This window comes from Allocoleopsis sp., assembly GCF_036703385.1.
In the GTDB taxonomy this organism is placed as follows: Bacteria; Cyanobacteriota; Cyanobacteriia; order Cyanobacteriales; family Coleofasciculaceae; genus Allocoleopsis.
On sequence record NZ_DATNPA010000445.1, the window covers coordinates 1 to 3,670 of the forward strand.

Consider the following 3,670-nt stretch of genomic DNA (forward strand, 5'->3'; position numbering starts at 1 on the left):
AGACAAGTGCGGCAGCTCGATTAAAACGACCGTGCTGCACTTGGATGGATTCCAGGTGTAGGCAGTAATGCACCCCATCGTCTTTGTTTCCACCATCCACTTAATCATTTCTTTGGTATACCCAAACATTAGGATTGAGTCTTTTTCCAGAATGATTAAGTGTTCAGGTGCGCTAGACTTAATAATCTTCTGCCAGTACTTTTTGTAGAGTTCCCACGTTGCTGGCGGGATTATTGGCAATGTAAATGCCATGACGCGAGTTTAGGTAGCTTGGAGCGTTTAAAATTTACGCTAGGACTGAATAATGTGGCACGGCAGCGGTTGGCTATCAACGATTACTTTTGGCGTTGACTTGGCTTTAGTCTTCAATACTGATATCGTTCCCTTTACCGACATCTCCTTCCCTTTCGTATCCAGCAGGGCTTTTTTATCGGCATCTGATAACGTACTGACGACTTGAGGGGCAATTACAATTTCAAAGGCTCCGAACTTGAGGGTGCGATTGCCTTTCCCCAGTCTTAGGACTATATTGTTTCTTTGAATACTGGCAGAGGTGACTTTTCCTCTGACTTGTGCGAAGGCTTTATCAAGCAGTACCAATCTTGCCAGTTCCGAGCTTTCGACTTGTTGAATAGCCCCTTGCCCGAACATATCGTACCCGATTTTCTTGGCGCGATCGCACCAGTAGCATGAAGGTAAGTGCTTGCTGTAAAAGTGAGGGTGAGTATAGTGTGGAAGTGCTGCGATATTCTGACAAGGCACCAGATCGTCGTAGGCTCTCTCGATCGCTTTTTTCCATTCGTTTGCCGTTGGGCGCAATTGGGGGTCAACGCTCTCGAAGCATTTGCTGAAATAGTCTTGCAGCTTGGGATGTACGATATCCAGTGGAATTAGGCGTGGATTATTTACGGTAGCACCTTCACTTCCTATCCACAATCTTTTTTGAATTAATTCTCCTATTTTCAGGGGGTTTCCTTCTTGTGGAAACTTGAACGGATGCTCGCCAAATAATAACTGAAAGACTACGACCCCGATTCTAAATCTGTCCTGTGCTTCCGTTTGAATCTCGTCTGCAATAATTTTCCCCACTAGCTCCGGTGGCGTCGTTTCTTCTGTTCCTACGGGGCAAGTGTAAACTTTCTGGGGGTTGCTTGGATGCTTTACCTGGATTGAATCTATGTCTACAATCGATACCCAGCCCTTGGAGTTTGTTAATATATTCTGCGGCTTGATATCTCCAATCACGTACCCGGATGAGTGGAGTTCTCTGACGATTGTGGCGAAGTTTAATGCTACCGCGTGTAGAAATTGCCAGTTGGCATCTACTTTTTCGGCTCTCCTCTTAAGTGGGTTGTAGACCTCAATGATCTGCCTTCCCCCTTTGATCCGTTTCATGAGGAACCCGACTTTACTTTTCCTGTGCAGAATGAATGATTCAGGCCATGCCCAAGGTGTATGAGATTTATCCGCATTGGGATTCTTTGGCGGATTGTTCATCATAATGCTTAGTTTCTCGATTTGCTCAATGCTCGGATTTTTGCGGTAGATCTTCGCTACCAAATCTGAATCCTTGACTCTCCAGACCTCTCCTTCCCCAGACGAAGCGATGTGCGATTCTAGTTCAATAATTTCCCCTTTATCGCTTCGGAGTGTTCTATCTTTCATGGACTTTCACCCCGATCGCAACAGTTTTGTCATCACTTGTTTTGGCATTGAGTGCCAAGTTGTTTTCTAGCCATTCCTTGAGCCAATATGAGCCAGTATCCGATTTAAAATTGTTCTCAACCCCTTTGAAGAATGGCTGGTGTGCTGACTGTGTAGCTCGCACGAGTGCCACATTTTCTAGTCCGTCCGTACTCGCGCAAATAAAATCTATAGGGGAACGAATCAGACTCACTTGCATTTTAGATTCAACCCCTCTTCCTGTTACGAAATAAGTTTCGTTGGCGAATTCTCCTTTTTCAGGCGGGAACACTAGCTTGTATTCCTGGGATTGGGACTCTCTAATGACTACAAATCCGTCCCCTATTTGCGCCACTGCAATCCACTTGGGGGTGATGACAAATCCTATTAGCGTGGAAGCTAGTTGTTCTACTGGACACCTTAACTGACTTGCTTTTAGCTTCAGCGCCTTGACATTTTCTCGCAGCACCTTATCGAAAACTTGCCTCGTTTTCCTTTCGCTCCAAGTTAACCTGAATCCAAAAAATTCATGTAACTTGATGCTGCCCAATGCTTTATTCAGCTCGGTTTTGGTTACTTCAACTATCAGCTTTGAGCCGATATTCGACATACGAGAACTTCCTGCGCCATCGGCTACCACTCCAATAAATACTTGCCCTGCGACTAGCATCCCTGCTGCGTCTTGACAGGGTATATGTTCTCGTTGATGGCTTACTCCCGTCGCACTGTGCGCTAGTGTTTTCCAACTGCTGCTTTTGGTCATGATTCAATGTGTGTGACTACTCTTCATGCGTTTTTCAGAATTTAACTACTGAAGGCGACTTCTATGTTTTGGTTGCAGCGATCGCCTTCTTCTACTATTTCTTCGGCACTACTAACCTTGACGGCTTTCCTATAAAATTTCAAGTCGTGGTTAGTCAAGCGCTTGGTTAACTGTCTGCTGCTACTGTTTCTAGTCAGGAAGGCTAACGATTCCACTAGATAATCTTTTCTTGAATCATCGCGTTCTAGGATTATGCCTTGGCATTTTCTTCCGTTGAACCATTCAAAATCTATAACATCACCAACTTCAAAAAGCATTGCCTTGTCCCATACAGGGAGCTGTTGTTTGGCAAATTCAATAATTTCTTTCCAACTTTTTTCTCGTGGGAACATCGCATAATAATTTTCGCCTTGCAGATTTGTCCACCAGATACGTTTACTGCCTCGGTTTCGTCCACTGCGAATTACGCAAGCTCCAAAATGTATTTCGTTGAGGATTTTTAGGGATTCTTTAAAGGTGAACGGCTTACTTGCCCGTCTTTTTTCAGTAGCGCTTTTGTCTTCTATCATTGGGCTTTGTTTATCCTATGCCAGATGGAGAAATGCAGATGCTATAAAGCTCTGTCCTTATAAAAGGTCGCGCAGTGAGCATCTGCACTTGTTCTCAATTGCATGGTTTGGTGTAGTTCGCACAACTGAACTACTGAGTTTAGGCGTGTTAGTCTTCCGCCACGTTTCCCCAGCTTACGGCGGGTAGATCTACGGCGTTTCCGATGCCGCTTCTTGAAACTTGGGTTACGCTTACGCTCAACCACCGGAACATTTCTTTGAACGCCAGTCCTTTCAGTTTGACTGGCTGGTTTACCTCAGACATTTCTGACAGGATATCTACGTCTGCTAAACCAACGGCAACGGGATAACAGATTAGGCTGCCTTTCTGTTCTTCCTCTTTTAATTTGGCTGCTGGTATCTTCCACTCGTCTGTCGGTCTCCCATCCGAGATGACCATTACCCAAGGACGAAAATATCCAATCGCATTTCGCTTGTAGGAGTCTTTGCGCTCGCCTAATTCTTTGATGGCTAGCTCAATGCCTCCTCCCATTGGCGTTCTGCCATCGGCTATTAGATCCTTGGGTTCAAAGTTATCCACCGTGACGAATTCTTGCACGACAGTCGCTTTTTCCCCGCTGACCACAACGATTTCTACCTCTACAGATAGCCGTGC

5 protein-coding genes are annotated in these 3,670 nt (G+C 45.2%); all 5 read right to left on the reverse strand.

Annotated features, from left to right (window positions below):
- The coding region (locus V6C93_RS21915; protein ID WP_333478802.1) for a hypothetical protein at positions 1–252 on the reverse strand (252 nt) is incomplete at its 3' end.
- Positions 253–291: 39 nt separating this feature from the next.
- Positions 292–1,665 (reverse strand): helix-hairpin-helix domain-containing protein, encoded by a 1,374-nt coding sequence (locus V6C93_RS21920; RefSeq protein WP_333478803.1) that lies wholly within the window; start codon positions 1,663–1,665, stop codon positions 292–294.
- Entirely contained in the window at positions 1,655–2,446 is a 792-nt protein-coding gene (locus V6C93_RS21925; RefSeq protein ID WP_333478804.1) for a PP2C family serine/threonine-protein phosphatase, read from the reverse strand. Before V6C93_RS21925 ends, V6C93_RS21920 begins: the two co-directional genes overlap by 11 nt.
- A 41-nt stretch (positions 2,447–2,487) precedes the next feature.
- Complete coding sequence (locus V6C93_RS21930) at positions 2,488–3,015, reverse strand: hypothetical protein (RefSeq protein WP_333478805.1); 528 nt, start codon at positions 3,013–3,015, stop codon at positions 2,488–2,490.
- 148 nt (positions 3,016–3,163) lie between these two features.
- Positions 3,164–3,670, reverse strand: a 507-nt coding sequence (locus V6C93_RS21935; RefSeq protein ID WP_333478806.1) for a hypothetical protein, incomplete at its 5' end; no start/stop codon positions are given.

Coding starts and splice junctions, on each gene's coding strand:
- V6C93_RS21925 (WP_333478804.1), bottom strand. CDS start 2,446: ATGACCAAAAGCAGCAGTTGGAAAACACTAGCGCACAGTGCGACGGGA.
- V6C93_RS21920 (WP_333478803.1), bottom strand. CDS start 1,665: ATGAAAGATAGAACACTCCGAAGCGATAAAGGGGAAATTATTGAACTA.
- V6C93_RS21930 (WP_333478805.1), bottom strand. CDS start 3,015: ATGATAGAAGACAAAAGCGCTACTGAAAAAAGACGGGCAAGTAAGCCG.